22 protein-coding genes are annotated in these 23,218 nt (G+C 33.6%); 14 read left to right on the forward strand and 8 right to left on the reverse strand.

The genetic code is table 11. From position 1 onward, the window contains the following. Positions 1–18 precede the first annotated feature (18 nt). A complete protein-coding gene (locus tag BLP44_RS17375; RefSeq protein WP_008464763.1) occupies positions 19–552 on the reverse strand; it encodes an AAA family ATPase in 534 nt (177 codons plus the stop codon). 447 nt (positions 553–999) lie between these two features. Continuing rightward, positions 1,000–1,911 carry an alpha/beta hydrolase family protein gene (locus BLP44_RS17380; RefSeq protein ID WP_091134771.1) on the reverse strand — a complete coding sequence of 304 codons (912 nt, stop codon included), beginning with the start codon at positions 1,909–1,911 and terminating at the stop codon, positions 1,000–1,002. Between the two features lie 253 nt (positions 1,912–2,164). Here BLP44_RS17380 and BLP44_RS17385 point away from each other — a divergent pair, with 253 nt between their 5' ends. The 4 genes from BLP44_RS17385 (at position 2,165) to BLP44_RS17400 (ending at position 5,692) form a co-directional block, all read left to right on the forward strand. Then, a complete protein-coding gene (locus tag BLP44_RS17385) occupies positions 2,165–2,461 on the forward strand; it encodes a DUF493 family protein (RefSeq protein WP_066033683.1) in 297 nt (98 codons plus the stop codon). A gap of 4 nt (positions 2,462–2,465) precedes the next feature. Beyond that, complete coding sequence (locus BLP44_RS17390; RefSeq protein WP_066033684.1) at positions 2,466–3,185, forward strand: DUF4290 domain-containing protein; 720 nt, start codon at positions 2,466–2,468, stop codon at positions 3,183–3,185. Positions 3,186–3,348: 163 nt separating this feature from the next. After that, positions 3,349–4,662: a UDP-N-acetylglucosamine 1-carboxyvinyltransferase gene (gene murA, locus BLP44_RS17395; RefSeq protein WP_091134773.1), complete on the forward strand. Its 1,314-nt coding sequence runs from the start codon at positions 3,349–3,351 to the stop codon at positions 4,660–4,662. A gap of 154 nt (positions 4,663–4,816) precedes the next feature. Continuing rightward, positions 4,817–5,692: a cation diffusion facilitator family transporter gene (locus BLP44_RS17400; protein WP_091134775.1), complete on the forward strand. Its 876-nt coding sequence runs from the start codon at positions 4,817–4,819 to the stop codon at positions 5,690–5,692. Positions 5,693–5,874: 182 nt separating this feature from the next. On the opposite strand, the gene BLP44_RS17405 is transcribed toward BLP44_RS17400, so the two are convergent. The 3 genes from BLP44_RS17405 to BLP44_RS17415 form a co-directional block, all read right to left on the reverse strand. Next, complete coding sequence (locus tag BLP44_RS17405) at positions 5,875–8,364, reverse strand: DUF5686 and carboxypeptidase regulatory-like domain-containing protein (protein ID WP_091134777.1); 2,490 nt, start codon at positions 8,362–8,364, stop codon at positions 5,875–5,877. Positions 8,365–8,486: 122 nt separating this feature from the next. Next, complete coding sequence (aroQ, locus tag BLP44_RS17410) at positions 8,487–8,900, reverse strand: type II 3-dehydroquinate dehydratase (protein WP_066035150.1); 414 nt, start codon at positions 8,898–8,900, stop codon at positions 8,487–8,489. A gap of 123 nt (positions 8,901–9,023) precedes the next feature. Beyond that, on the reverse strand, positions 9,024–9,581 hold the full coding sequence (locus BLP44_RS17415) for a porin family protein (protein ID WP_091134779.1): 558 nt from the start codon (positions 9,579–9,581) through the stop codon (positions 9,024–9,026). A gap of 290 nt (positions 9,582–9,871) precedes the next feature. On the opposite strand from BLP44_RS17415, the gene BLP44_RS17420 reads away from it, so the two are divergent. The 5 genes from BLP44_RS17420 (at position 9,872) to BLP44_RS17440 (ending at position 14,590) form a co-directional block, all read left to right on the forward strand. Further along, entirely contained in the window at positions 9,872–10,432 is a 561-nt protein-coding gene (locus BLP44_RS17420; protein WP_066033687.1) for an outer membrane beta-barrel protein, read from the forward strand. 209 nt (positions 10,433–10,641) lie between these two features. Next, positions 10,642–11,223, forward strand: a complete 582-nt coding sequence (locus BLP44_RS17425) for a porin family protein (RefSeq protein WP_091134781.1) — start codon at positions 10,642–10,644, stop codon at positions 11,221–11,223. A 143-nt stretch (positions 11,224–11,366) separates the two neighbouring features. Next, positions 11,367–11,942, forward strand: a complete 576-nt coding sequence (locus BLP44_RS17430; protein WP_091134782.1) for a porin family protein — start codon at positions 11,367–11,369, stop codon at positions 11,940–11,942. Between the two features lie 80 nt (positions 11,943–12,022). After that, the gene (gene xerD, locus BLP44_RS17435; protein ID WP_066033689.1) at positions 12,023–12,919 is read left to right on the forward strand and encodes a site-specific tyrosine recombinase XerD; all 897 of its coding nucleotides are present in this window, start codon (positions 12,023–12,025) and stop codon (positions 12,917–12,919) included. A 150-nt stretch (positions 12,920–13,069) separates the two neighbouring features. Then, complete coding sequence (locus tag BLP44_RS17440) at positions 13,070–14,590, forward strand: sensor histidine kinase (protein WP_091134784.1); 1,521 nt, start codon at positions 13,070–13,072, stop codon at positions 14,588–14,590. A 74-nt stretch (positions 14,591–14,664) separates the two neighbouring features. Here BLP44_RS17440 and rny read toward each other — a convergent pair whose 3' ends face one another. The 3 genes from rny to BLP44_RS17455 form a co-directional block, all read right to left on the reverse strand. Next, positions 14,665–16,224 carry a ribonuclease Y gene (rny, locus tag BLP44_RS17445; protein ID WP_008464800.1) on the reverse strand — a complete coding sequence of 520 codons (1,560 nt, stop codon included), beginning with the start codon at positions 16,222–16,224 and terminating at the stop codon, positions 14,665–14,667. Positions 16,225–16,433: 209 nt separating this feature from the next. Continuing rightward, positions 16,434–16,727 (reverse strand): cell division protein ZapA, encoded by a 294-nt coding sequence (locus BLP44_RS17450; RefSeq protein WP_008464801.1) that lies wholly within the window; start codon positions 16,725–16,727, stop codon positions 16,434–16,436. Between the two features lie 4 nt (positions 16,728–16,731). Continuing rightward, a complete protein-coding gene (locus BLP44_RS17455; protein WP_008464802.1) occupies positions 16,732–17,022 on the reverse strand; it encodes a hypothetical protein in 291 nt (96 codons plus the stop codon). 181 nt (positions 17,023–17,203) lie between these two features. Between BLP44_RS17455 and BLP44_RS17460 the strand changes: the two genes are divergently transcribed. From BLP44_RS17460 to BLP44_RS17480, 5 genes are read left to right on the forward strand one after another with little or no spacing between them, the layout of a single operon-like run. Beyond that, positions 17,204–18,886 (forward strand): M23 family metallopeptidase, encoded by a 1,683-nt coding sequence (locus BLP44_RS17460; RefSeq protein WP_091134786.1) that lies wholly within the window; start codon positions 17,204–17,206, stop codon positions 18,884–18,886. 12 nt (positions 18,887–18,898) lie between these two features. Next, positions 18,899–21,364 (forward strand): TonB-dependent receptor plug domain-containing protein, encoded by a 2,466-nt coding sequence (locus BLP44_RS17465; RefSeq protein WP_091134787.1) that lies wholly within the window; start codon positions 18,899–18,901, stop codon positions 21,362–21,364. Continuing rightward, complete coding sequence (locus BLP44_RS17470) at positions 21,361–22,005, forward strand: hypothetical protein (RefSeq protein WP_066033693.1); 645 nt, start codon at positions 21,361–21,363, stop codon at positions 22,003–22,005. The genes BLP44_RS17465 and BLP44_RS17470 overlap by 4 nt, the downstream gene beginning before the upstream one ends. A gap of 31 nt (positions 22,006–22,036) precedes the next feature. Beyond that, positions 22,037–22,756, forward strand: a complete 720-nt coding sequence (locus BLP44_RS17475; RefSeq protein ID WP_066033694.1) for a CREC-EF hand family protein — start codon at positions 22,037–22,039, stop codon at positions 22,754–22,756. 17 nt (positions 22,757–22,773) lie between these two features. Further along, positions 22,774–23,190 (forward strand): hypothetical protein, encoded by a 417-nt coding sequence (locus tag BLP44_RS17480; RefSeq protein ID WP_008464810.1) that lies wholly within the window; start codon positions 22,774–22,776, stop codon positions 23,188–23,190. The last annotated feature ends 28 nt before the right edge of the window (positions 23,191–23,218 follow it).

Here is a 23,218-nt window from a genome sequence, read left to right on the forward strand (position 1 = left end):
CAACTTTAAACCATGCCGCTAAATTTTGTCTAAGATATAAAGAATTCTGTTTTCAACTGTATCTTTAGGAACCTCAATCAGTTCGTAACCATATTTTTTATAGGTATCAACAAGATGCTCTTGAATTTTTACTGCCTGATCAAAATTTTCATAACGCTCAGAATCACTTTGGTAAATTTCTTCCCAAGGCGGTAAAATAAAAGTTTTAGAATATTTATAGTCTTCGCATGCCTTAACGAAACTTGCTGGATATTCATCGCCAATGTAATCCATATAAGCTACAACATCTGGAATTCCGCGGTCAATAAAAACCACATTATCAGGTTCTTCAAGAGCGTTTTTATATTGTTCAATACGACCTTCCAATAACATTTCGCTAAACAAAAGCGGCTGTTCTAAAAACAACTGTTCAATGCCTTCTTGTTGCGCTTTCATGGTAACCTGTCTAGAGATTTCTGGATAGCAGCAAAAGCCACGAGCTACCAATTCGTTAATAAGTGTTGATTTTCCAGTACCAGGTCCGCCAAGCAAGACTATAATTTCTTTTTGCACTATTCTAAAAATAAAGCGCAAATTTACCTAAACTTATTTATAATTAAAAAGAATATTTATTAGAAACGAAAGATTTGGCATTTTTAGTCATCATGGGTTCCTGCTGTCCGCTCCAATCTTTTGCTTTTTAAAGAAAAAAGCAAAAGGATTTCCACTTCCATCAGGGTTAAAAAGGAGAGGAATGGTTTTGTTTTTGGGATTGTTTTAAAAGAAGAAAGTCCCAGCGTGACGATATTTATAGAAAGATTATACATTATAAATCAAAAGCTCCAGCGGAGCGACACAATTTGGATAATTTATATGTCGCTCCGCTGGAGCTTTTGATATGCGGGAAATTTATTTTGCTATAAATATTTTGCTCCGCTGGAGCAGTTTTTATTTGAATTGCCGTTGGTTTTAACCAACGAGGTTATATGATTTTTTAAATCTCGGCTTTAACCAAATAAACTATTCACAAAATGAATACTTTCCTGAACTTTTCCCATTTTTAGAAGGAACAGTCAAATGCGATTGGAACTTTTTGCCATTCAAAACATCATTTACAAAATCCAGAACATATTGCTGTCCTTGGTGGAAAAGATAGCCAGAGAATTCATGGCCACCTCCGCAGAAAGTAATCAGTTCGACATCTTGATGTAAATCATTCATTTGATTGTAAACGGCATAAGAACCAAAAAGAATCAGCCAGCCCGATGCATTTGTTGGACAAGAACGGTGTGAACCCGCAGCGTATGGAACGGTGTCGTCATTACTTCCATGTGCCAATAACATCGGAATCGCTTTTTCTTTCGTAATTAAATTAATGTCTTGAATAGCTCCAGAACCGCCTATGAAACCTTTGTATTTGAAGTTTTCAGGCAAATTGCTTTTGTATAAATTCATCAATTTATAATCCCAAAATGAAGCATGGAAGCCAATTTCGGCTCCAGCACTAATTCCGGAAATAAAAATTTTTGAAGTATCAAGATTGTATTTGTCGGCATTCTCAATCATGAAAGCAGTTGCTTGCCACATGTCGCTTACGCCAATTTGTATCGCTTTTATTTTTTCGGTCAAAGTTCCTTTGCATCCAAAATCTTTTCCTTTCATATATAGGCTGTACGAAATACTCGCAACGGCATAGCCATTTTGTGCCATGAATAAACCAAAATCTTTTTCGCTTGTGCGCTCTCCACCAGAAAAACCTCCACCAAAAGCAAACATAATTAAAGGGATTTTCTCACCAGCTTTTTTCTTTGGCAGATATAAATCTAAATCTAGTTTTAAAGTGTCATTTTGGAAATAAGTGAAAGTTTTGACTTCTTGTGCTTGAACCGAATTTAAGGTAAGAGCGATAAAAAGTAAAAGGAATTTTTTCATTGTAATGTGTTTTAATCTCGCAAAGTCGCGAAGTCGCAAAGTTTTTTTTGCCACGAATTTTCGCTAATTTTTATTTTTTGATTTGCCAAGTTAACTAAAATTGGTGAAATTGAATTTTAAGAATGAATAATTTGTGTTAATTAGTGTAATTTGTGGCAAAAAAACACCCTCATTTTTAGACTCAAAAAATCTAAAATCTAAAATCTGAAATCTGAAATCAAAAACGTATATTTGCGTTTATTTTTAATTACGAATGGAGAACGATAAAGAAAAAAATACAGCCGAATTTTACGAAAGATTAAAAGTTGAGCTTGATAACGCAAATACTTGGCCTGCAGAATACTTGTACAAATTTATTGTGCCTTCTGTAGCAGATAATGTTGAGCGTGTAGAAAAAGCTTTTGATAGAATGGGAGCTGTTATTAAAACAACGAAATCTAAAACAGGTAAATTTACCAGTGTTTCTGTTGATGTTACTATGCACAGCTCAGATGATGTGATCAGTAAATACAAAGAAGTTTCTACAATAGAAGGTATAGTTTCATTATAAACTTATGATCGAAAAATATAAAAGAGAAGCCGCAAAAGATGTTGTGTACAATTTGGAATACAATTCTGAAAGACAGCGTTTAATTATTCCGGAATATGGACGTCATTTGCAAAAATTGATTGATCAGGCTACTGCAATCGAAGATGATGAAACGCGCAATAAAGCCGCAAAATACATCATTCAGGTTATGGGAAGTCTGAATCCGCATTTACGTGATGTGCCAGATTTTCAGCACAAACTTTGGGATCAGCTTTTTATCATGTCTGATTTTAAACTAAATGTTGAGTCTCCATATCCGATTCCGTCAAGAGATGTTTTGCAGCTAAAACCAGAGATATTGCAATATCCGCAAAATTTTCCGAAATACAGATTTTATGGCAATAATATCAAATACATGATTGAAGTTGCCAATAAATGGGAAGAAGGAGAGATGAAAAATGCGCTGGTAATGGTAATTGCCAATCACATGAAAAAATCTTTCTTGAGCTGGAACAAAGACACCGTAAAAGACGATGTGATTTTTGAGCATTTATATGAATTATCTGGTGGTAAAATCAATTTATTGCACAGTACAGAAGAGCTGTTAAACACGACAGATTTAATGCGTACCAATAAACGCATGTCTAATAAAACAGCTTCTGGAACACAGCCAAAAATTCAGAATAACAAAAACAACAAAGGCGGTCAAAAAAAGAATTTTCAAAAAAACAATAATCAGAAGTAAAGAAGGGACTAAAGGGGCTAAGCTTCTAAGTTGCTAAGTTTTTTTACTTTGACACTTTAAAAAAACAAACAAAAACAAAAATAAAAAAAGTTGCTAAGCTACTAAGTTGCTGAATTTTTTTACTTAGAATCTTAGAAACTTTGAAAGAACCTAAAAAAAATCTATGGGAATTTTTAAAATCGAAGGAGGAACTCCTTTAAAAGGAGAAATCACTCCGCAAGGAGCAAAGAATGAGGCATTACAAATTTTATGTGCCGTGCTTCTAACAGGAGAGAAAGTAAAAATTAATAACATTCCTGATATTATAGACATCAATAAATTAATCACTTTGTTGGGGAATTTAGGGGTGAAAATTCAACGTAACGAACCAGGTTCAATTACTTTTCAAGCTGATGAAGTTAATGTTGGATACTTAGAAACTGAAGCTTTCAAGAAAGAAGGTGGTGCGCTTCGTGGTTCTATTATGATTGTTGGTCCGCTTTTGGCTCGTTTCGGAAAAGGATATATTCCAAAACCAGGAGGAGATAAAATTGGTCGCCGTAGATTAGATACACATTTTGAAGGTTTTATTAACCTTGGAGCAAAATTCAGATATAACAGAGAAGATCACTTTTACGGAGTAGAAACTCCTGAAGAAGGTCTTAAAGGAACAGACATGCTTCTTGACGAAGCTTCTGTAACTGGAACTGCAAACATTGTAATGGCTGCTGTTTTAGCAAAAGGAACCACTACAGTTTACAACGCTGCTTGTGAGCCATACTTACAGCAATTGTGCAAAATGCTTAACTCTATGGGAGCTAAAATCACTGGAGTTGGATCTAACTTATTGACTATCGAAGGTGTTGAAAGCCTTGGAGGTTGTGAGCACAGAATTCTTCCGGATATGATTGAAATCGGTTCTTGGATTGGTCTTGCAGCTATGACAAAAAGCGAAATCACAATCAAAAATGTAAGCTGGGAAAACTTAGGTTTGATTCCGAATACGTTTAGAAAACTTGGAATTACAGTTGAGAAACGTAATGATGATATTTACATTCCTGCTCACACAAATGGGTATGAAGTAAAAACAGACATTGACGGTTCTATCTTAACTATTGCCGATGCGCCATGGCCAGGATTTACACCTGACTTGTTAAGTATTGTTTTGGTTGTAGTAACTCAAGCAAAAGGAGATGTTTTAATTCACCAAAAAATGTTCGAAAGCCGTTTGTTCTTCGTTGACAAATTAATCGATATGGGAGCAAAAATTATGTTATGTGATCCGCACAGAGCTGTGGTTATGGGGCATAATTTCGAATCTCAATTGAAAGCAACAACCATGTCCTCTCCAGATATTCGTGCGGGAATCTCATTATTGATTGCGGCGCTTTCTGCAAAAGGAACAAGCACAATCCAAAATATCGAGCAAATCGACCGTGGATATGAGCGTATCGATGAGCGTTTAAGAGCAATCGGCGCAAAAATCGTGAGAGCTTAAATAAAAGTTAGCCACGAATTACACAAATTGCACTAATTTTTAATTTTTGAAATTCAATTACACGAATTTAATTTTTAAAAATTAGTGAAATAAAACACAATGTTAGTCTTCGTGTAATTTGTGTAATTCGTGGCAAAAAAATAAATGTCTTTAAATGACAAATGAACAAAAAGCTATAAAAGCTACTATTTTTAGTATAATAGGAAACACCTGCTTGGCCCTTATAAAAGGCTTAGCAGGTTTTTTTGGCAATTCTTATGCCCTAATTGCAGACGCTATTGAATCAACGACTGATATATTTGCGTCTTTTTTGGTTCTTTTTGGAATAAAATATTCAAATAAGCCTGCCGATGAAAATCATCCTTACGGGCATGGTCGTGCAGAACCTCTGATTACGTTTTTGGTTGTGGGTTTTTTAATTACTTCGGCAACTGTTATTGGTTACGAAAGTATTGCTAATATTGGCACTTCGCACGATTTACCTAAATCTTGGACTTTGTATATTTTAGGCGCCATTATTATTTGGAAGGAATACTCTTTCCGTTTGGTTATGAAACGAAGCCGACAAACCAATAGCACATCTTTAGCAGCCGACGCCTGGCACCATAGAAGCGATGCCATAACTTCTGTAGCGGCTTTTATCGGAATTTCGATTGCTTTAATTATGGGAAAAGGCTACGAATCTGCAGATGACTGGGCAGCACTTTTTGCAGCGTTTTTTATTCTTTATAATAGTTATAAAATATTCAGACCGGCGCTTGGCGAAATTATGGATGAGAATCTAAATGAAGATTTGGTTGAAGAAATCCGTGTTGTAGCACTTACAGTTCCCGGTATTTTAGGGACTGAAAAATGTTTTATCCGTAAAGCTGGAATGAAATACCATGTTGATCTTCATGCTATTGTTTCGGCAAAAATTTCGGTTAAAGAAGGGCACGATTTGGCACATAAACTGAAAGATACACTCAGAGAAAAAAATCCTGAATTAGGACATGTATTGATTCATGTTGAACCAGATGATTATCATTGAGAGGTTCAAAGTTGCAAAGTGACAAAGAAACAGAGCTGAAGTACTTTATGTATCCTTGACTTTGCTCAAACTGAGAAGTAGGCTAAAATTAAAACCCCCATTATTCTTCCTTAAGAATAATGGGGGTTTTAATTTTAGTTAAGAAAAAACTTTGTGCCTTTGTCACTTTGTGGCTTTGCATCTTAATCTAAAATATTCAAAATCTTCAAGCCAAAGACAACGCCGTTTTGCTGAATGCCACCTTGATAAGAGTGCACATAATCGATTCGGAATAATTTGAATTTTCCAAAACCTAGATTGTCTAAACCAACAGTAAACTCAGAGTATGGTTTTCGGTCGGGAATAGCCAAAGCATGAAAACCAATATTCATTGTTGACTTTAAAAGATTTAACAACGGAATTTTATTCATGATGAAGCCAGTGTCATTATATTCAGTGTGCATTTCAAAATAACTATCGTTTGTGCTGTTCGCATAATATGGCATCATGTTAAAGACATTCAAATAGCGATCACTTGTTCCGATATGAGTCTGGTTTCCATTAAAATGTCTATAATCGATAAACGAAATATTCTCTGCATTAAAGAATTTACCAGCTCTAAAATTGGTTCCTAAAAGACCTTTGTTTCCAAGCGACAAATCATATTGTACCGAAGCACCGATTCGTTCATATTCATATTTTTTTTCGCTTGCCGCGAATGCTTTTTCAAAAGCCAGATAAACTGTAGGATATTTATCGTTTTTAAAATTATATCTTCCGTCAGGTCTTGATATGTATTTATTTCCAAAGTTAATTCTAGTTGTTACAAGAGCTTTAAACAAATGATGCTGGTTAAAAGCTGGAGTTGCAAAATCGTTTGGCGCCAAAGGATTGTTCGAAGAATAAATATCATCTTTTTTAAAGAAAGAATAATCAGTCGTATTGAAAAGAGGTTTACGCTGTTCGTAACCTATTTTTCCCGTAAGATTTATTCCATTTGCAACATCTTGTCCGTAATTGATTTCAGCAAATTCCAAGTTGTACAGCTTCATATAATTGTCTTTAAAAAACAAAGAACTTATAGAATTGACAAACTTACTAATAGGTTCAGCACTGTTAAACTGAGTAGTTTTTACCCCTCCAGAACCCCATATTGTGGCATAATTTATAGTATTGAAACGATGGCTGAATTGGCCAATTGCACGAAAACGTTCATCAGAAAAGCCATAATTGAAAGTCGTGCTTATAGAAGTGTTTGTTCCTTTTTCTTCATCCCATTTTCTAAAAGAAAAGCCAGAATCCAAATTAAAACCCTGAACAGTATTGAAACTTAAAGAACTAATGTTCAGCAAGCCTTTATATTCGAAAGAATATTTTTTAAAAGTGTTTTTGTAATCGTAACCCATTAAAATATCCCAAACTTTAAATTTGTTGTTTTTGGCATCAATAGAATCGGTATATTTTTTTGATTTTCTAATGGTTTGCAGACTGTCTTTCTTGGCATAATCTGAGCTTTCTTCAATAGTTAACGGAATTGGGCGAATTTCATTCCAGAAAGCATCATCTTTTTTGTTGGCATTAAGGTCAAAAGCAACAATTTCGTTTCCGAAAGTTTTCTTGTCAAAAGAATCAGGAAATTCATAATTTGAATATACATAATTGAAGTTTCCAGAAAATTTCACACCAAAAATACCCGCATTAAAAGAAAGCGTCTGTGCATTCTTAGACCAAATTTTATTTTTGGTATTGTAGCTAAAACTCTGTTTTAAAGTCATGGTTTCTGTAAACTCGTTTTTCATTCGATACCCTTTGATATCAAGATCAATGGCATAAATCGCAAAACTGTCATCTACAATATAGATGTAGCCTTCAAAAACAGGTTCTTTATCTCGTTTTGGAGTAACTTTGATTTTATTAATTTGCTGGTTATTGTCGTCATAAAAAGTGCTTTCAAGCTTATATTTGTAATAATTGAAAGCATTGTCGGCAATAGGAGAGATGAGTTTTACATCAAAATCTAAAGTATTGCCGTAAAAATCATAAGTCGATAAAGCAGCCGTATTATAGCTATAACCGCGATTGTTTCCTGAAATTTTAGAAGCAATAATCTTTTCCTTGAGTTTGTTTGGTTTCTCAAAAGTCACCTTCGAAATCGTCTCAGATAAATACAAAATTCCTGTTCCAGTGGAATCGAGATTCGAAGCCATGTCATCGCCCAAATCAACTTTTTTGCCTAGAATTTTTTTAGGAAGATCTTTAACCTTAAACATTCCTTTTGAATAATAATCGGCTGTATAACGTCCGGTTTTATCTGAGTTTTCTTTTTTATGAGCTATTGCGCTTTTTATAATAGCGTTTGCAGGATTGTTTTTAGGATCAATGATTACTTCATTTAATGCAAAACTTTCTTCCTGAAGGCTAACATCTATATTGACTATTCTTGTTGCGGCCAGAACAGTTATTTTTTTGGTTTTATAACCTAAATATTGAAATGTGATGATGTTTCCGCCAATTTCTTTTACGTTCAGCTGATATTTTCCCTGTTCATTTGTAGTTGTTCCAGCATAGGTGTTTTCTTCAAAAACGGATACAAAAGGAAGCGGATTTCCCTTGTCGTCTGTAACTGTTCCTCTTATTTGAGCAAAATTGGAAAGTGAAAAAAATAGAAAGGCAAATAAAGTATAGTTTCTCATGCAAATGTGGTATATCTTACAAAAATATAATAAGTTAAATCTGAGCTTATTAATAATTTGTTAAATTGATGAGACTGTATCATTCTGCGAGAAGTCGAAATTCCCTCAGAATGATAATTACATTACAAAAAAGATTGAATAGCCAATTCGTAACTTTTTAGTCCGAAGCCTAGAATAACACCTTTTGCATTTCCGGATAAATACGATTGATGTCTAAAGCTTTCGCGCGCATAAGTATTCGAAATATGGACCTCAATGACTGGCGTGGTAACGGCTTTCATAGCATCGCCCAAACCGATGGAAGTGTGTGTGTACGCTCCAGCATTCAGAATAATGCCATCAAATGAAAAACCAACTTCTTGAATTTTACCAATCAATTCGCCTTCAATATTGCTTTGGTAGTAAGAAAGTTCAATGTTTGGGAATTTTTGTTTCAACGTTTCAAAATAATCTTCAAAAGTTTGGCTTCCGTAAACTTCTGGTTCGCGCTTTCCTAAAAGATTCAAATTTGGTCCGTTGATAATGCAGATTTTCATAAGTTTTTTTATTTTGAGATATTGATATTGCAATTGATTTTGCAATTGTCATTGCAACTTTGTAAAAATAAAAAAACCGCACTAATAAATAGAGCGGTTTTTATAAAAGTATGTGATATTCTTTTAGAACATGAATCCAGCTGAAATCTGGAATACTGAGTTTTTAATATCTGCATTTTTAGATGCCTCTGTTAAACCTAAACCGTAACGACCTTGTAAAAAGATGCTTTCAGTAAGTTTAACTCCTAATCCTGCGTTAAGACCAAATTCAAAAGTTTCACCATTCTTAACATCAAAATCATTTCTTTCACTAACTAAGAAAGAAGCCTGCGGACCAACTTCTAAGCTGAAAGTATTATTTAAATAGAATTTAGCCATTACTGGTATAGAAATATATCCTAGTTCATTTTTTACATCTTCACTTACTTCACTAAATTTATAAGATGCACCAACAGTAGAGTATAAAAGCTCTGGCTGAATAGAGAATTTGTCTAGTAATTTTACTTCAGCTACCAAACCAGCATGGTAACTAGTAATTCCATCTTTATTAATTTGGTCTGGAAAGTCTCCAGTTTGACTAGCAAAGTTAACCCCTGCTTTTACCCCGATTTTTAGTAATTGTGCTTGTACTGCCGCTGATGTTGCAATGAACATTACAGCTGCTAAAATTATTTTCTTCATAAAAAGGTTTTTAAAAATTGGTATTTTAAAATGTTATTTAAAGTTCAAAACTACATATTTAGCATTTTATTGCATTATAATTTGGATTAAATAATTACTAAAATTCCCACTCAAATTGCTTTTTCTTGTTTCAAGAATGGCATTTCTCCTTTCAATGCTTTGATTTTCAATTAGTCTATATCGATTTCATTTTTGTCTTATTTTAATACTTTTTAAACTTATTGCGGAGTATTTTTTGTAAGTCTAATCTTAGTTTTGTCGAATATTAATCAAATAATATTTTAAAAATCATGAAAAAAATTATTTTGGCTGCTATTGCAGTATTAGGCTTTACATTTGCTAATGCACAAACGGGAGGATTCGCAAAAGGAGATACATTTATTTCTGGAGCATTGAATGTGAGTTCAGAAAAAACAGGTGATGCTAAAAGTAGCGGTTTCACAATTGAGCCAAAAGTAGGTTATTTTGTTACTGAAAATATTGCGATTGGAGCAAAATTAGGATTTGGTTCAGATAAAGTAGGGGATGATAAAACAAATTCATTTACTGCTGGGGCTTTTGGTAGATACTATTTTACACCTGCTTCACAATTTTCAATCTACGGACAAGCGGGTCTAGATTTTACAAATTACAAACACAAGCCAGGAGATTTTAAATCAAATGAGATTGGAGCTAACCTTGGTTTAGGTTTGAGTTATTTCTTATCTAACCATTTTGCAATCGAAGCAACTTGGCTTGGTTTAGGATACAGCGTAAACAACAATGGAGGACATGGAGCTGAAAAAACTAATTCTTTTGGTTTTGGAACAGACTTAAGAGATGTAAGCTTCGGAGTTGTTTATAAATTCTAAGTTAAAGAAACAGTTAGTTAATTTTAAAAGGCCTTCCTTAATTTTAGGGAAGGCTTTTTTGTTGCTGGAGAATTCTAATTTTAACTTGAGTTAATCTAAAATTAACAATTAGCGTAATAGTTACTATTTTATTTGTTAAATTCCTAATGTAGAATTATGAAGAATATTTTTATATTTGACTCGATTAATTTAACCCAAAACAAATTAGAATGAAAAAAATTATCTTATCTGCCATTGCAATTATGGCTTTTGCATTCACAAATGCTCAGTCAACAAGATTTGGAGTAAAAGGAGGTCTTAATATTTCAAGTATTGTTGGAGGAGACGTAGACAATACTAAATCATTAGTAGGATTTCACGTTGGAGGCTTAGCTGAAATTCACGTAGTTGAAAAGTTTTATATTCAACCAGAGCTATTGTTCTCTGCTCAAGGTGCTAAATTTGACGGACCTTTTGGATCTGACGCAGACTTAAAATTAAATTATTTAAACATTCCTGTATTAGCAAAGTATTACATTGTTGACAAGAAGTTTAGCGTAGAAGCTGGTCCACAACTGGGTATTTTATTATCAGCTAAATCAGATGGAGAAGATTTCAAAGATTATACAAGATCAACAGATTTAGGCTTTAATTTAGGAGCTGGCTATGATTTTACTGAAAATTTCTTTGTAGGTCTTCGTTACACTATCGGTTTGTCTCCTATTTCTGATAGAGATATTGATAATTCGGATGATTATTATGACAGTGCGAAAAATGGTAATTTCCAGATTTCTTTAGGATATAAATTTTAATGCATTATTGGAATGCATTCCAAAAAACCTTCCCTAAAAAGGAAGGTTTTTTTATAAACGAATGTTTTATTGAGGGAATGAAGGCTTTTTAATAAGTATATATTTATATTTGAATCTCTATTTTAACCCAAACCAAATTAAAAATGAAAAAACTTATTTTATCGGCCATTGCGATTATGGCTTTTGCATTCTCAAATGCCCAAGAAACAAGATTTGGAATAAAAGGAGGTCTTAATCTTACCAATTTTACTGGAGATTTTGACACCAATATTAAAGCTGGTTTTCATGTTGGAGGTTTTGCTGAAATTAAAATTATCGAAAATTTAGCCATTCAGCCAGAGCTTTTGTTTTCTACTCAAGGTGCTAGATACAATATGATTGGTGGTAATCAAAGCGGGTCTTATAAGTTGGATTACATTAATGTACCTGTTTTGGCTAAATTTTATGTTACGAAACAATTTACCGTTGAAGCAGGTCCGCAGATTGGATTCTTAGTTTCTGCTAAAAATGAAGATAGAGATATTAAAGATGCTTACAAAACTGCAGATTACGGATTTAATTTTGGTGCAGGTTATAATTTTACAGATAATTTTTCTGTTGGCTTACGTTATGCAATTGGTCTTTCTGGAATATTTGACCGCAATTACGAAGATTTTAGTGATTATTATGACAGTACAAAAAACAGTAATTTCCAGATTTCTTTAGGATATAAATTTTAATGCATTATTGTAATGTATTCCAAAAAACCTTCCCTAAAAGGAAGGTTTTTTTATGCCAAAAAATCACTTACTTTGTGAGTATGAATTGGAGCAGATATATAAAAGATTATCAGTCGTATTTGAGGATAGAGAGAGGCTTGTCTAAAAATACGATCGAAAATTATGGTTTTGACATTGAACGTTTGTGTCTTTTTTTAGAAACCAATCAAATTGATGTTTCACCAATAAAAATTTCTGATGAAACATTACAGCAGTTTATTTATACAGTAGCTAAAGAAGTAAATCCGAGATCACAGGCGAGGATTATTTCTGGGCTTAAAAGTTTTTTTAATTATCTGGTTTTTGAAGATTATAGAAATGACAATCCTTTAGAATTAATTGAGGCGCCAAAAACAGGCCGAAAATTGCCTGATACTTTATCGCTTCAGGAAATTGATGCGCTGATCGAAACAATCGATTTAAGCACCAATGAAGGCGAGAGAAACCGCGCAATGCTCGAAACTTTGTATGGTTGCGGATTACGTGTTTCTGAATTGATTACGCTTAAAATTTCAGATCTTTTTTTTGATGAAGGTTTTATTAAAATCACGGGTAAAGGAAATAAAGAAAGATTTGTTCCAATTGGTCCTCTAACTCAAAAGTATATTGATATTTACAAAAATGCAGTCCGTTCAAATCTCAATATAAAAAAAGGTGCCGAAGACACTTTGTTCTTAAACAGACGTGGGAATCAGTTAACGCGTGCCATGGTTTTTACTATTATCAAAGATCTTGCTCAGAAAATGGGACTTAAAAAAAGTATTAGTCCGCATACCCTGAGACATTCTTTTGCGACTCATTTGCTTGAAAACGGCGCCGACTTGAGATCAATTCAATTGATGCTGGGTCACGAATCTATTACAACAACTGAAATCTATGTGCATTTGGATCGCAGTTTTTTAAAGGAAGTAATGCATAGCTTTCATCCTAGAAAGTAATTATTTTCATAATAGCCTATGTTTTTGTTGTGAAAATCCATATATTGTGTTAAAATATTGTTTTGATTAAGTAAAGACGTTGACAAGTGAGTTTTGTTTTTTGCTTTTCGGAATAAGTTTGAATATCTTATTTACATAAAAGAGTAACATATGGTTTTTGATTTATATGGAAACGAAGATTGCTTAGAGGTAAATAATTTTTATAGAAAATTGTTGGCCGAAATGCCGGACTTGCTTTTTCAGTTTGTTATTGATGCTGATAATGATTACTCGTTTCCCCTTGTAAGCAAATCGGCAGACGAAATATTTGAACTTTCTGCTGCAGATTTTAATAATGATATAAAGCTTATAGTTTACGATCGAATTTTACCGCAGGATCGCGAACTTTTTTTTCAGTCTTTAGTCAAAGCCAGAAAGGAAATAAAACCTTGGGAAATAGAGTTTAGAGCTACTCTTCCTAAAAAAGGAATTCGCTGGTTTAAAATTTCTGCAAAAACAGAATCTGCGGCAAATGGAAATGTGATTTTCTATGGTCATGTTTCGGATATTACCGAGTTGAAAGATAAAGAAGAGAAGCTAAGGATTTCGGAAGAGCGTTTTCAATTTGCCTTAGATGCTTCTACTGCTGGAATTTGGGATTGGGATATGGTCACCAATAGGGTTTTTTACTCTTCTCTGTCTCTTAAAATTTTAGAATTAGAATCGACTGATATTTTTGATGATCCAGAACGATGGGATAAAATTGTGCATCCAGATGATCTTCCAAAATATTATTCGGATATTCATGAACACTTTGATAATAAGATTCCGTTTTATGAAAATTATCATCGTGTAATGACTTCCAGCGGTAATTACAAATGGATTTTAGACCGCGGAAAAGTAATTGAACGCGATGAAAACGGAAGGCCTTTGCGAGTAATTGGAACGCATACTGATGTCTCGGCTCAGAAAGAAAAAGAGCTGGAGCTTATGAAAACCATGAAACTGTATAGTGATCAAAATAGCCGTTTATTGAACTTCTCGCATATTGTTTCTCATAATCTAAATACACAGGCTGGAAATATAAAATCGATTTTAGATCTTATTGATGCAGATGTTAGTAAACAGACCGTAACAGAAATGCTGGAATATTTACGCACCGTTTCTAATGATCTGAATGAAACTATTTCGAATCTTACCCAAATTGTAAAAACGCAGAGTAATATTAATATTGCGGTAGTGCCACTAAAACTTTGTGAATATATCGAGAAAACTATTTCAACGATTAAAGGGTATCATAAAGAACGAAAAGTTACGATCATCAATAACGTACCGAAGTATTTGACGGTAAATTTTAATCCGGCTTACATGGAAAGCGTTTTGTTGAATTTTACAACAAACGCAATTAAATATGCGCATCCAGATCGTGATCCTGTAATTACTTTTGATTTTGCTATTGAGCCTGAAGGTTTTAAATCCCTTAAAATAACAGATAATGGTCTCGGAATCGATTTGAAAGTCTATGGTGATTTGCTGTTTGGTATGTATAAAACCTTTCATAAACATGAAGAAGCGCGAGGTATTGGATTATACATTACAAGAAATCAAATTGAAGCAATGAAAGGAACTGTTGAAGTAGAAAGTGAAGTAGGGGTTGGGACAAGCTTTAAAATCGTTTTTAATGATATGTAAGCTTGCAAAGAGCTAAATAAAAATAAAGGCTGTCAATTGACAGCCTTTATTTTTTCTATATATTATTTCCAAGATTATTTAGCAATGTTTACAGCTCTAGTTTCTCTAATAACTGTAACTTTTACCTGTCCAGGATAAGTCATTTCGGTTTGAATTTTTTGTGAAATTTCGAAAGATAAGTTTGCTGCGTTGTCATCAGAAACTTTTTCGCTTTCTACAATTACACGAAGCTCTCTACCAGCTTGGATCGCATAAGCATTTTTAACTCCACTGAATCCGTATGCCACGTCTTCAAGATCTTTCAAACGCTGGATGTAAGAGTCAAGAACCTGACGTCTAGCGCCTGGTCTAGCTCCAGAAATAGCATCACAAACCTGAATAATTGGAGATAATAAAGACTTCATTTCGATCTCATCGTGGTGAGCTCCAATCGCGTTGCATACTTCTTCTTTCTCTCCGTATTTCTCAGCCCACTGCATACCTAAAAGTGCGTGTGGCAAATCACTCTCTGTATCAGGCACTTTTCCGATATCGTGTAATAAACCTGCTCTTTTTGCCAGTTTTACGTTTAGTCCTAATTCTGCAGCCATTATACCGCAAAGTTTAGAAACCTCTCTTGAGTGCTGTAATAAGTTTTGTCCGTAAGAAGAACGATATTTCATTCTACCTACAACTTTAATTAATTCTGGGTGTAAACCGTGAATTCCTAAGTCGATAACAGTACGTTTTCCAACTTCGATAATTTCGTCATCGATTTGTTTGGCAGTTTTAGCCACAACTTCTTCGATTCTTGCTGGGTGAATACGTCCGTCAGTTACTAATTTGTGTAAAGATAAACGAGCAATTTCTCTACGAACAGGATCAAAACAAGAAAGAATAATTGCTTCTGGCGTATCGTCAACAATGATTTCCACACCAGTTGCGGCTTCAAGTGCTCTAATGTTACGCCCTTCACGTCCAATAATTCTACCTTTAACATCATCAGATTCGATATTGAAAACAGATACACAGTTTTCAACCGCTTCTTCCGTTCCAACTCTTTGGATCGTATTAATGATGATTTTTTTAGCTTCTTGCTGCGCAGTCAATTTTGCCTCTTCAATAGTTTCTTGAATATGAGACATTGCTTTTGTTTTAGCTTCTGCTTTTAATCCTTCTACCAATTGTTCTTTTGCTTCTTCAGCAGAAAGACCAGAGATTACTTCTAATTGCTGTAGCTGGCTTTTATGAAGTTTGTCAACTTCAGCTTGTTTTTTGTCTAAAAGCTCAATTTTATTGTTGTATTCAGCTGTTTTAGCTTCAAAATCTTCGTTTATTTTTTTAGCTTTAGAAAGTTCATTAGAAACTTGAGATTCTTTATCGCGAACGCGTTTTTCTACTTCAGCAACTTTTTTATCGCGCGCTAAAATAACTTGTTCGTGTTCTGATTTTAGTTCGATAAAACGCTCTTTGGCTTGAAGAATTTTATCTTTTTTGATATTTTCGGCTTCTAAATTAGCGTCTTTTAAGATGGAGGCCGCTTCTTTTTTAGCGTTTTTAATTAGGTTTGAAATATTACTTTTCTCGATAATTTTAGCTATTGCAAATCCTGCCGCAATACCTACAATACCAATAATGATCGTTATGATGTCCATGTTTGTTAGGGTTTATATATAAAAAAAGCCTACATTAATTGCTTGTATAAACTCGTAAAGACAAGTTTTGAGCTAACTCACTGTTCAAGTTTCCCAGCCAAAAGGAGGGCATACTATAGTAGCGACGATTTGCTCATTCTAAATTGTTAGTGTTGAGTTTACCAAATGTGAACTAATGTAGGCAGTATCTTAGTTTCTGTAAAGAACGTTTAATTTTCGAGATATTGATCTAAAAGCGTATTTAATCTTTTAATTCTTTCGATAGTCTCTTCTCCATCGATTGCATTATCAATCTGTTTTTGTTCTACCTGTGATGCAAATTGCAATGCACACATAGCTAGAACATCTTGTTTGTCACGTACCGCATAATTTTCTTCGAATTGCTTAATCATGGCATCAATTTTTTTAGAAGCACTTCTTAGTCCTTCTTCTTGAGCGGGTTCAACCGTAAGTGGGTAAACGCGGTCGGCAATTGATATTTTAATTCTAAGCTTTCCGTCCATGTTATTAATCTGATAGTTGCGCTATGCAGTAATCGATTTCGCGAATTAATGAATTTATTTTAAGCTTTGTCTCTCTCTTGTTATTGTCGCTGCCGAGCAACGAATTGGCTATCTTAAGTGTTTCATTTTGCTTCTTCAAAGCTTCCATTTCCTCAGATTGTTTCTGGATAATTTGCGCAGCTTTGGCTAGTTCTAATCGTAATACTTGATTGTTTTGTTCAAAGGCTTTTGATTTCTCAAAAAGCTTTTCAACTTTATATTCAAGAGTATCAATTATTTCTGCAATTACACTCATTATACATCCTATTCATTACTTAATCCTACAAAGTTAATATTCCTTTTTATTAATGCAATTTTTTATCGATTTTTTTGCATTATTTTAGATAAATATATTGTAATTCAATCAATTGGGTTTTTGAAGCTTTTTTCTTGCTTTTATTGGCTTATTTTTGCTTATCTTAGCAAAAATGTTGTTTATGAGATTATATGTACTTGCCCTTTTAATTTGTAATTCTGTGTTTGCTCAAACACAATATCCTAAAGATTATTTCCGTCCCCCATTAGATATTCCAATGCAGCTTTCTGGCAATTTTGGAGAATTAAGACCTAATCACTTTCATGCGGGTTTTGATTTAAAAACCAACCAGAGAGAAGGTTTGACTGTACATGCGATCGCAGATGGCTATGTTTCGAGAATTAAAATTTCGACTTTTGGAAACGGAAAATGCATTTACATTACACATCCAAATGGATATACTTCTGTTTACGGACATTTGCAAACGCCAACTGGGGCAATTTTAGATTATGTAAAAAAAACGCATTACAAAGAAAAAGCCTATGAGATTGAAATGTTTCCAAAGCCAGACGAGCTTCCTGTAAAAAAAGGAGATATAATTGGACTTTCGGGGAATACGGGTTCATCAGAAGGACCGCATCTTCATTTTGAAATCAGAGATACAAAAACAGAGTTTGTTATCAATCCGATTTTCTTTGGCTTTGACCAAAATTTAAAAGACACCAAGAAGCCAACTTTGTCTAGTTTGTATGTTTATCCTTTGGATAATGCAACGGTAAATCAGTCAAAACAGCCATTGCTGGTAAGTATGGCACTTCAGAAAGACGGGACTTATTTAGCATCTAAAATTAAAGCAAACGGAAAAATTGGTTTCGGAATTAATGCCGTTGATACCGATGATGTGTCGCATAATAAAAATGGAGTTTTTAATGTTTCGACTTTTTTAAACGGAAATCAGAATTATAATTATCAGTTTAATACGTATTCCTTTGATGAAATGCGTTATATCAATGCTTTGATTGATTATTCTAGATATAAAAAATCGGGGCAACGCGTGCAGAAGCTTTTCATGAAAACGCCTTTTGCTTTAAGCATTATCAAAACAGATTCTCTTCGCGGTATTGTAAAAGCTGAACCTAATCTAACTTCAAATTATAAAATTGAAGTTTCGGATTATTTTGGAAATATGAATTCGGTTACAGTCCCAATTGAGTTTGATGCCACAACACCTCTTGTGGAAGCGGAGCCAGTTAATGGGCAGTATTTTATCAAGTATAATAGAGATGCCAATTTTGAGAAAGATAATATGTCGGTTTTCTTTCCGGCTGGAACTTTTTATGATGACTTCAATATGAATTTTGATGTGAGAAATAATAAAATTTTTATTCATGACGATACCGTTCCAGTGCATTCTAATTTTACCATCACCATAAAAGACGATACTTATCCAGAATCTTTGCGTGATAAACTTTATATCGGAAAGGGAACAAGCTATAATGGAACGATCAGAAAAGAGGATGTTTTTACTGCGAAAGCAAAAATATTGGGCACTTACGGTTTGGTTCTGGATACGATTGCTCCAGTGATTAAAATTGCAAAACCAATTGAAGGAAAATGGATTAGCGATCAAAAGAAAATTGATTTAACGATAAGCGATTCTTTATCAGGAATAAAATCTTATAACGGATATTTGAATGGAAGTTGGGTTTTGTTTGAATACGAAAATAAAGCGAGAAGAATTACGCATACTTTTGATGATCAATATTTAGCAGAAGGTGAAAACGTATTAAAAGTTGAAGTTGTTGATAATGTAGGAAATACTACTATCTTTGAAACTCGTTTTTTTAGAAGTCAACAAAAATAAAACCCAAAATCTTTGAGTCATAACAGGTTTACATTCGTTTTTCTTTTTTTCTTTTTCAGCTGCATTGCATTAGCTCAAAACGCTCGTATCAAAGGGCTTATTTTAGATAATGAAAAACATCCTGTTGCGGAGGTAAATGTTTCCTCACAAGATATTACAGTGCAGTCTGATTCAAATGGTTTTTATGAAATTGTAATTCCATCAAACAAGAAAGTCTCTTTGATTTTTACTCACGTTTCTTTAAAAATGATGAGTTTGACGGTGAATTTGAAAACAAATGAAGTTTTTGTTTTTAATCCGATTATGAGTAATTCTGAAGAACAGATGGGAGAAGTTTTTGTTTCTTCTGGAAACAGAAAACGAGTTCAAGGAATAACTTCTGTTGATACTGAAACCATAAAAAAGATTCCGGGTGCAAATTCAGGAATCGAAAATATTCTCAAAACACTTCCTGGCGTTAATTCAAATAACGAATTAAGCTCGCAATATATGGTTCGTGGCGGAAATTATGACGAAAATCTAGTTTATGTAAATGAAGTAGAGGTATATCGTCCGTTTTTAATTCGTTCAGGACAGCAGGAAGGATTGAGTTTTACGAATACAGATCTAGTTCAAAATGTCGAGTTTTCAGCAGGAGGATTTCAAGCGAAGTTCGGAGATAAGTTATCTTCTGTTTTAGATATTACGTATCGAAAGCCGACTCAGTTTGGCGCTGCTTTTGAAGCCAGTTTTTTAGGCGGAAGCGCTGCGGTCGATCTGGTTTCGAAGAATAAAAAATGGTCTGCTGTAACAGGAGTTCGTTATAGAAATAATAGTCTTTTGGTGAATAGTCAAGATACAGAGACGAATTATAAACCGACTTTTGCAGATATTCAAACCAATGTGAATTATGATATTTCTGAAAAATGGCAAATGAGCTTTTTAGGAAATATTTCTCAGAACAAATATTCGTATGAACCTTTGGTGCGCCAAACTAATTTTGGAACGGGAGATCAGCCAATGGCGCTTGCGGTTTATTATGACGGACAAGAAAAAGATCAATACGATACCTATTTTGGAGCTTTAAAAACGACTTATAAAGCATCGCCTACGCTTACGCTAAAATTAATTGGATCTTTATTTCATACCACAGAAAAAGAACATTTTGATATTTTGGCGCAATATCGTTTAGGCAATGTAAATGCTGAAGATCCAGAAAACACATCTGCAGTTGATTTTACACGCGGAATTGGTTCTCAATTAAACCACGCTCGAAATGATCTCGATGCTTTAATTGCAAATATTGAACTGAAAGGAACTAAAGATTGGAAAGAAAGCCAGTTGGAATTTGGTTTAAAATATACTAGAGAATCTATTCGTGATCGAGTAGTGGAGTGGGAAGTTATTGATTCGGCTGGATTTTCTATAAATCCGCCTTTGGTTATTCTTCCAAAAAATAATCAGCCGTATACGCCTTACACAGGACCGCTTTTGCCATATCAAAATATTCGAGCAACCAATTTTAATACTATAAATAGATTTTCCGGTTATGCACAATGGAATAAGCAGTCGGAATTAGGCTCAAGTCAGATTTGGTATCATTTGGGAGCGCGTTTTCAAGGTTGGAATGTTGCGGGAGCTTTAGAAGAAGGAAAAACACAGTTTGTGGTAAGTCCGCGTGCGCAATTTGCCATAAAGCCAGATTGGGATCGCGATATGGTTTTTAGAATTTCGGGCGGATTGTATCATCAGCCGCCGTTTTACAGAGAATTACGAGATTTAAATGGTGTTGTGAATCCGAATGTGAAAGCTCAAGAAGCAATTCATATAGTTTTAGGAAATGATTATAATTTTAGAATGTGGAATCGTCCTTTTAAATGGGTGACCGAACTGTATTATAAATCGCTTTCTGATGTAAATGTGTATTCAATTGACAATGTCCGAATTCGTTATGTTGCCAATAACAATGCAAAAGCGTATGCACAAGGTCTTGATTTTAGATTAAATGGAGAATTTGTTCCAGGAACAGAATCTTGGGTAAGTTTCGGATATATGAAAACGGAGGAGAATTATGAAAACAAAGGGTATATTGCCCGTCCGACAGATCAGCGTTTGAAATTTGCGATGCTGTTTCAGGATTATATGCCGAATATTCCAAGCGTGAAAGTGTATTTGAATTTGGTTTATAATACAGGTTTGCCTGGAGGTGCGCCAGCATATTCTGATCCGTATTTATATCAAAACCGATTGAATGATTACAGAAGAGCTGATATTGGTTTTGCAAAGGTTTTTGTAGACGCTAGTACGCAGAATGCAAAAAAAGGCTGGCTGAAAAACTTTAAAGAATTGGCTGTTGGACTGGAAATTTTCAATCTTTTCAATAATCAAAATGCTATTACCAATACTTGGGTTCGTGACGTGTATTCAAAAAATCAATATGCGATTCCAAATTATATGACTTCGAGGGTTTTTAACGTTAAGATAAATGCGAGGTTATGATAGAAAAACGTGAAAAGAGAAAAAAGATTTTTTACGTTCCAGGAATGATTTCTTTAGTCTTAATACCGCTGTTTTGTTTTTATCATTTTTTTAAAGTTGATGCTTTTATGGTTTATGGATCCTTAAATTTAATGGTTCCTGATAAAGAAGAATTTGAAAAATATAAAATCGCAGATTTAAGAAAGTATAAAAGGTTTAATTTTAATGATGTAAAATTAAAAGAACTTGACAAAATAAAAGAATTAAGATTTTTTGTTCGAGATATAGTCAAAAAGTATGACACTATAAATGGCGCTAAAATTCATTTTGGGTCAAAAACAGATTATGATACTTTTGTTAATGTAATTAATTTGGTAGCAGAAGAAAAAGTGCCAACTTGGGCTTTGTTTGGGAATGATATTTATGTATTAACAAGCCCAAAACCAAAACCAAATAAAAATAATTATCGTGTAATAACTTGTGGTTATTATGAAGCCAATAAAGATTTCTGGTTAAAAGAAGATAAGGAAAGAGAACGGGCTTATCATCTTTCTTTGTATAAAAAGAGCTGGCTTATTTTTCTAGGTTATCTAGGAATTGTTCTACTAAACATCTTTGCGCTAGTAAAATTCAATAAAAACAAAAATTACAATCAAAAATAGTATATTTGATAATCGTATATAATCATTGTAGATGAAAAAGTATTTTAAATATATCGCGCTAATACTTGTCGGAACAGTAATCAGCTGTCGAGAGGAAGTTCAAAAACCAAAAGTAAGTTATGGCGCTTCAAACAAAGTAAGTGTTACTAAAGCCGATACAACTCAAATTGAAATCGCCGATTTGCCAATTCAAATGGAAGGAACAAGTTATTTAATTCATCCAGTTGGAGATTTAAGGGTTTTTGAAAGAGGATCTAAAGCTAGATATGGTTCTTCGAGTGTAAATGATGTGAGTTTTACAATTTCTAATTTAGGCGAATATGAAATTACAGGATACCTTCAGAATTTAAAATTCCAAAAAGTAGATTCAGATTCTATCCGACCATTATCAGATAAACCGGTTTTGATTTTAACAGCTACGTATTTGAAAACGGTTGCAGATAGAACTCATAATAATGTGATGGTTTACACCCTGACAGATTCAGATACCAATAAAGATGGTAAAATAGATACTAGTGATATTAAAACTTTATATTTAAGTGACATCAGCGGAGAAAATTTTACGAAAGTTTCTGCTGACCTTCAAGAACTGGTAGATTGGAGCTTAATTGAATCTAAAAACCGTTTGTATTTTAGAACTATCGAAGATACCAACCAAAACGGCCAGTTTGATAAAAATGATGTTCTTCACTATAATTATATAGATTTGGCTTCTAAAAAATGGGAGGTGAAGAGTTATAAGCCGATATAACTTTTTAAAATTTTAAAATGTATTCTGAAGATGAATTAAAAGAACAGGAGAAGGAATTTAGTACTGTTTTGACTTATGTTTTTATGCCCATATTCATTCTTACTGTTATTGGAGCATATTTCGTGGGTAATTCAATGGGATATATAGAAAAGGAATATAAAGAAGCTAATGAATATAGTTTTTCAGGAGTAGTTTATGAAAAGGAAATAGAAGGTGGAGAGGGATATCGTTTTCCTCATTATTTATTTTTGAATTCAGGAATTAGATGGCAAGTGAGTAGTGAACTATATGATAAAATAGAGATTGGTGATTCTGTGGTGAAAAAGTCTAAATCTGATTCTGTTTATTATTATAAAAAAGGAAGACAAATCATCATTGAAGATCAAAATTTGTATCTTAGAAATAGGTATTTAGAAAAACTCAAAGAAAAATAAATTAGACTAATATATTTAATCTTTTCAA

Source organism: Flavobacterium anhuiense (genome assembly GCF_900101855.1).
Lineage (GTDB): Bacteria > Bacteroidota > Bacteroidia > Flavobacteriales > Flavobacteriaceae > Flavobacterium > Flavobacterium anhuiense.

Coding starts and splice junctions, on each gene's coding strand:
- BLP44_RS17430 (WP_091134782.1), top strand. CDS start 11,367: ATGAAAAAACTTATTTTATCGGCCATTGCGATTATGGCTTTTGCATTC.
- BLP44_RS17425 (WP_091134781.1), top strand. CDS start 10,642: ATGAAAAAAATTATCTTATCTGCCATTGCAATTATGGCTTTTGCATTC.
- rny (WP_008464800.1), bottom strand. CDS start 16,224: ATGGACATCATAACGATCATTATTGGTATTGTAGGTATTGCGGCAGGA.
- BLP44_RS17450 (WP_008464801.1), bottom strand. CDS start 16,727: ATGGACGGAAAGCTTAGAATTAAAATATCAATTGCCGACCGCGTTTAC.
- murA (WP_091134773.1), top strand. CDS start 3,349: ATGGGAATTTTTAAAATCGAAGGAGGAACTCCTTTAAAAGGAGAAATC.
- BLP44_RS17480 (WP_008464810.1), top strand. CDS start 22,774: ATGTATTCTGAAGATGAATTAAAAGAACAGGAGAAGGAATTTAGTACT.
- BLP44_RS17475 (WP_066033694.1), top strand. CDS start 22,037: ATGAAAAAGTATTTTAAATATATCGCGCTAATACTTGTCGGAACAGTA.
- aroQ (WP_066035150.1), bottom strand. CDS start 8,900: ATGAAAATCTGCATTATCAACGGACCAAATTTGAATCTTTTAGGAAAG.
- xerD (WP_066033689.1), top strand. CDS start 12,023: ATGAATTGGAGCAGATATATAAAAGATTATCAGTCGTATTTGAGGATA.
- BLP44_RS17460 (WP_091134786.1), top strand. CDS start 17,204: ATGAGATTATATGTACTTGCCCTTTTAATTTGTAATTCTGTGTTTGCT.
- BLP44_RS17420 (WP_066033687.1), top strand. CDS start 9,872: ATGAAAAAAATTATTTTGGCTGCTATTGCAGTATTAGGCTTTACATTT.
- BLP44_RS17405 (WP_091134777.1), bottom strand. CDS start 8,364: ATGAGAAACTATACTTTATTTGCCTTTCTATTTTTTTCACTTTCCAAT.
- BLP44_RS17455 (WP_008464802.1), bottom strand. CDS start 17,022: ATGAGTGTAATTGCAGAAATAATTGATACTCTTGAATATAAAGTTGAA.
- BLP44_RS17380 (WP_091134771.1), bottom strand. CDS start 1,911: ATGAAAAAATTCCTTTTACTTTTTATCGCTCTTACCTTAAATTCGGTT.
- BLP44_RS17415 (WP_091134779.1), bottom strand. CDS start 9,581: ATGAAGAAAATAATTTTAGCAGCTGTAATGTTCATTGCAACATCAGCG.
- BLP44_RS17385 (WP_066033683.1), top strand. CDS start 2,165: ATGGAGAACGATAAAGAAAAAAATACAGCCGAATTTTACGAAAGATTA.
- BLP44_RS17470 (WP_066033693.1), top strand. CDS start 21,361: ATGATAGAAAAACGTGAAAAGAGAAAAAAGATTTTTTACGTTCCAGGA.
- BLP44_RS17440 (WP_091134784.1), top strand. CDS start 13,070: ATGGTTTTTGATTTATATGGAAACGAAGATTGCTTAGAGGTAAATAAT.
- BLP44_RS17400 (WP_091134775.1), top strand. CDS start 4,817: ATGACAAATGAACAAAAAGCTATAAAAGCTACTATTTTTAGTATAATA.
- BLP44_RS17390 (WP_066033684.1), top strand. CDS start 2,466: ATGATCGAAAAATATAAAAGAGAAGCCGCAAAAGATGTTGTGTACAAT.